Origin of the sequence: Streptomyces bobili (genome assembly GCF_002154575.1) — a bacterium.
In the GTDB taxonomy this organism is placed as follows: domain Bacteria; phylum Actinomycetota; class Actinomycetes; order Streptomycetales; family Streptomycetaceae; genus Streptomyces; species Streptomyces bobili.
Genome location: NZ_MUBA01000103.1, coordinates 1 through 4,966 on the forward strand (window position 1 = coordinate 1; position 4,966 = coordinate 4,966).

A 4,966-nucleotide genomic window follows, 5' to 3' on the forward strand; every position below is an offset into this window, starting at 1 on the left:
CTCCATGGTAAGGAGAAGGTCTACGGTTCGATTCCGTATTGGGGCTCTGGTGGGTGAGGTTCCCGTCGCGAGACGGGACCTGATCCCATCAAAGCGGTGTAGCTCAGTCGGTAGAGCAAGCGGCTCATAATCGCTGTGTCACCGGTTCAAGTCCGGTCACCGCTACTGACAGTAGCCGATTGTGGGGTCGGTCCTTCGATCGGCTACTCTCGTTTGTGTATATGTCCCATCCGTTCGTCAAGGAGCACTCACGTGGCTGCCACCGACGTCCGCCCGAAGATCACGCTGGCCTGCGTGGAGTGCAAGGAGCGGAACTACATCACCAAGAAGAACCGGCGTAACAACCCGGATCGCATGGAGATGAAGAAGCACTGCCCGCGTTGCAATGCGCACACCGCGCATCGCGAAACGCGATAGTTGGATAGTTACAGGCTCGTACGCGAGGCCGTCCCCGAGTGATCGGGGGCGGCCTCGCGTCGTTGAGCGACCAGTACCGGTCAGTAGAGCGACGCAGAGCAACCAGGAGGTGCCGAGCCGATGGCGCTCGACCAGTCCTTCGTGGGGCGGACCTACCCGCCCACCGATCCCTATGAGGTCGGCCGGGAGAAGATCCGCGAGTTCGCGGAGGCCGTGGGGGACACCCACCCGGCGTACATCGACCCGGAGGCCGCCAAGGCGCTCGGGCATCCCGATGTGATCGCCCCGCCGACCTTCGTGTTCTCCATCACCTTCAAGGCCGCGGGCCAGGTCGTCCGGGATCCGCAGTTGGGTCTGGACTACAGCCGGGTGGTGCACGGCGACCAGAAGTTCGCCTACCGGCGCCCGGTGCGGGCCGGTGACCGGCTCACGGTGACCTCGACCATCGAGGCGATCAAGTCCATGGCGGGCAACGACATCGTGGACGTCCGCGGTGAGGTCCACGACGAGGCCGGCGAGCACGTCGTGACCGCCTGGACCAAGCTCGTCGCCCGCGCGGCGGAGGAGGGCTGAGATGACCGCGAAGATCTCCTACGACCACGTCGAGGTCGGCACCGAGTTGCCGGCCCAGTCGTTCGGCGTGACCCGCGCCACCCTCGTCCAGTACGCGGGTGCCTCCGGGGACTTCAACCCGATCCACTGGAACGAGAAGTTCGCCAAGGAGGTGGGCCTGCCGGACGTCATCGCGCACGGCATGTTCACCATGGCCGAGGCGGTCAGGGTCGTCACCGACTGGGTCGGCGACCCGGGCGCGGTCGTCGAGTACGGCGTCCGCTTCACCCGGCCCGTCGTCGTCCCGAACGACGAGCAGGGCGCGACCATCGAGGTCAGCGGCAAGATCGGCGCCAAGCTCGACGACAACACGGTCCGCGTGGACCTGACGGCGACCAGCGGCGGGCAGAAGGTGCTGGGAATGTCACGCGCGGTCGTACGACTGGCCTGAGGCGGGCCGGACCGGGCGGGCGACGCCCGGGGCCTTGAGACGGGTCCCGCCGACAGCGGTGTGGGTAAGGGGCGTCCTCCCTTGAGGGCGCCCCTTACCCATGGACGGCGTCGGGACCCATGGACGGCGTCGGGGTGAGTGCGCGGACCGGGCTGTCGGCGCCGTCTCGTAGGCTGGGCGGGTGCTGGAACTCCACGACGCCCCGCTCGCCCCGCTGACCACCTTCCGGCTGGGCGGCCCCGCCACCCGACTGGTGACCGCGACGACCGACGCCGAGGTGGTCGCCGCCGTGCGCGAGGCCGACGCCGACGGCACGCCGCTGCTCGTCATCGGCGGCGGCTCCAACCTCGTCATCGGCGACAAGGGCTTCGCGGGTACCGCCCTGCGCATCGCCACCAGCGGCTTCGACCTCGTCGGTACGACGCTGGAGCTGGCCGCCGGTGAGGTGTGGACCGACGCCGTCGCCCGCACCGTCGAGGCAGGGCTGGCCGGCGTCGAATGCCTGGCCGGCATCCCCGGCTCGGCGGGCGCGACCCCGATCCAGAACGTGGGCGCGTACGGCCAGGAGGTCTCCGCCACCATCACCGAGGTGATCGCCTACGACCGCCGAGCCCGAGAGACGGTCACCCTCGGTAACGAGGAATGCGCCTTCTCCTACCGGCACAGCCGTTTCAAAGCCGACCCCGAGCGCTATGTCGTGCTGCGCGTCAGCTTCGCCCTGGAGGACGCCGACGGGCTGTCCGCGCCGGTCAAGTACGCCGAGACGGCACGCGCGCTGGGCGTGGAACCCGGCGACCGGGTGCCGCTCACGCAGGCCCGCGAGACCGTCCTCAAGCTGCGTGCGGGGAAGGGGATGGTCCTGGACGCCGAGGACCACGACACTTGGTCCGCCGGGTCCTTCTTCACCAACCCGATCCTCACCGACGCCGACTTCGCGGTGTTCCACGCGCGCGTGAACGAGCGGCTCGGCGAGGACGCCGTACCGCCCGCCTACCCGGCGGGGGAGGGGCGCACCAAGACCTCCGCGGCCTGGCTGATCGACAAGGCGGGCTTCACCAAGGGCTACGGCAGCGGGCCCGCGCGCATCTCCGGCAAGCACACCCTGGCCCTCACCAACCGCGGCGAGGCCACCACGGAGGACCTGCTGGCCCTGGCCCGGGAGGTCGTGGCCGGGGTCCGGGAGGCTTTCGGCGTCACGCTGGTGAACGAGCCGGTGATGGTCGGGGTCGTGCTCTAGCCACCCTCCGCATGCGGCCGGCCGCCCCACGGCGAAGCCGTACGTCGACAGAGGCGCGCCACGCCTGGCCGGTGCTCCACCCGCGACTGGCGCCTCACCCGCGCCTGGTGCATGGGAGGGGGCGGCCGCGGGCCAAGGGCCTCCCCCGATCCGTAGCCCCGGCGGGCCGCGGACGCCCCCTGCCTCGATGGTGGGCGCTTCCGGTGTCCCCTGACTCCCCCGCGGCGCGGTTGTTTCCCGGTCGGGGCGGCTGAAATGCGGCCGAAACCGCCTCGCGGACCCTGCCCCGGCGCCAGTATGTGGGCGAAAGGGATCCGGGGAGGCGCGCGTGACGGTGAGCGGGACTCAGGGGACGGCCGCAGGGGACGACGGGGAAGCGCGGACGCGGGAGCTGTTCCGGCGGGCCACAGCGGTCAGTCAGGAGTGGGCCGACGCCCGCGAGGGGGGCGGGCCTGCCGACCCGGCGGCGACCGAGGGCATGCTGCGCGAACTGGCCGACGCCGAGCGGGAGACGGAGGGGGCCGGGCGGCGCGCGTTACGGATGGCACGGGGCTCGCTGCTGGCCGTCCGTCACCTGTCCGGCACGACGCACGGCGGGTCGGCCGACCCGGCGGCCGACCGGGCCGAGGCGATCTTCCTGCTGCGGGAGGCCCGCGAGCAGGAACCCGTCACCGAGCGGGAGACGCGGTCCCGGACGGCCGTCACCAAGCTGCTGATCAGGCTGCTGGTGCCGCAGTTGCCGGACCTCGCCTTCCAGGGCCGGCGGGACATGATCGACGTACTGACGGTCGGTGCCACCTTCATGGCCCCCGACAGCAGTGTGCTGCGCGAGGACCTCGCCGAGGTCGGCGCCCTGCTCACGGAACTGGCGGAGACCGCCGACCCGGCCGACCAACCGGACCTGGAACGCTGGACGACGCTGCTGCGGATGATGCAGACCGCCCGCGACCGGGACTCCCTGCTGGCGCTGGGCAACTTCGCCACCGCGACCGGCGCGATGCCGCCGCAGCTCCAGATGTTCATGGGAGCGGCGATGGAACTCCTCAAGGGCCTGCCCGACGCCACGCCCGTGGAGATGGGCGGTCCGCAGGAGGAGATCCGGGAGCAGGTGGAACTCGCCGCGAACGACATGCTTCCGCTGATGGAGCTGTTCGCGCCCGGCATCCTGCGTCCCGAGGAACTGGAGAGCGCGGTCGAGGGGCTGCCGCGCGGTTCCTGGCAGGAACAGACCACGGCGGGGCTGGCCCGCTTCGGCATGGCCATGCGCACGGGCAACCCCGAGGACCTGGTGCAGGCGGCCGAGCCGCTGCTCCAGGCCGGACAGGACCAGGACGTCCCGCCGGGCGTCGCGGCCATCCTCCAGGCGGCACTGCTCTCCGGCGCCTCCCTCAACGGCGGCAACATCGAGGACGCCAAGGCCGCGCAGCGCCTGCTCACCGAGGACATCGACCTGGCGGCGCTCGCCGACGGCATGGCCTCGGGCACGGCCGGCCGGGAGTTCATGGAGACGGGCCGCGCCCTCCTGGAGTACCAGCGGGTCTGCGAAGCGCCCGAGGACGACCTCGACGCGTTCGACGACATCGGCGAACGCCTGCTGGCGATGCGTCAGGAGCTGTCCGACGACAGCGGCTCGGCGAGCATCGTCCTCTTCGTCCTCGGCTTCCTGCAGCTGCGCCGGACCATGGCCATCGGCCGGGCCGGCGCGGCGGTGGCCCCGCCGCTGCGGCGGGCGCTGATGTATCTGCGCGAATCGAAGGAACACCCCGGCATGCCGCTCGCGCTGCGCGGGATAGTGGCGCCCGTCGGGGCCATGTGCAAGGCGCTGGAGCAGTACATCGACCCCTCCGCCGGCAGCCTCCTGGACGACGTCGCGGAACTGCGCGCCGCGCTCGGCGGTCCCCGCGTCGCCGCCGACCAGGACATCCGTTCGCGGCTCGGCATGGCCCTCGTCCTCGACATCGAGTACGACCGGCGGGGCGATCCGGCGGTCCTCGCGGCGGTCCTCGCGGAACTGGAGGCGGCCCGCGCCGAGATCGGCGACCTCACCGGGTGCGGCACCGCGCAGGACGTGTACCGCAAGCTGGCCGACCAGTACCGGCGCCGCGGCGGCCCCGGCGACACCGAGCGGGCGCTGGAGGCGACCGAGCGGCTGCTGGAGAAGGTCGCCGAGGACGTGCTGCTCCAGATCGGTGCCGAGCACGGTCTCGAAGCCGCCCGCGCGGCGGCCGACCGAGGGGTCACCGCCGCCGTCTGGGCGGCGGAGTCCGGCGACGCCGCCACCGCGCTGCGCGTCCTGGAGGCAGGCCGCG

General features: G+C 71.7%; 4 protein-coding genes, 1 tRNA gene and 1 pseudogene. All 6 read left to right on the forward strand.

What is annotated here, in order from left to right; translation table 11 throughout:
• The first annotated feature begins 92 nt into the window (after positions 1-92).
• Positions 93-165 (forward strand) — tRNA-Met (locus BZL64_RS09435).
• A gap of 87 nt (positions 166-252) precedes the next feature.
• Entirely contained in the window at positions 253-417 is a 165-nt protein-coding gene (gene rpmG / locus BZL64_RS09440) for a 50S ribosomal protein L33 (protein ID WP_018834916.1), read from the forward strand.
• A gap of 120 nt (positions 418-537) precedes the next feature.
• Positions 538-990 (forward strand): MaoC family dehydratase N-terminal domain-containing protein, encoded by a 453-nt coding sequence (locus tag BZL64_RS09445; protein WP_086768012.1) that lies wholly within the window; start codon positions 538-540, stop codon positions 988-990.
• A 1-nt stretch (position 991) separates the two neighbouring features.
• Positions 992-1,420, forward strand: coding sequence for a MaoC family dehydratase (locus BZL64_RS09450; RefSeq protein WP_086768014.1), 429 nt, complete (start codon positions 992-994; stop codon positions 1,418-1,420).
• Between the two features lie 181 nt (positions 1,421-1,601).
• On the forward strand, positions 1,602-2,657 hold the full coding sequence (locus tag BZL64_RS09455) for a UDP-N-acetylmuramate dehydrogenase (RefSeq protein ID WP_086768016.1): 1,056 nt from the start codon (positions 1,602-1,604) through the stop codon (positions 2,655-2,657).
• 334 nt (positions 2,658-2,991) lie between these two features.
• Positions 2,992-4,966 (forward strand): annotated as a pseudogene (locus BZL64_RS09460) (hypothetical protein); the annotation flags it as partial.

Excerpts from the sequence above, each read along its gene's own strand:
- BZL64_RS09450 (WP_086768014.1), top strand. The coding sequence starts at position 992 with ATGACCGCGAAGATCTCCTACGACCACGTCGAGGTCGGCACCGAGTTG.
- BZL64_RS09445 (WP_086768012.1), top strand. The coding sequence starts at position 538 with ATGGCGCTCGACCAGTCCTTCGTGGGGCGGACCTACCCGCCCACCGAT.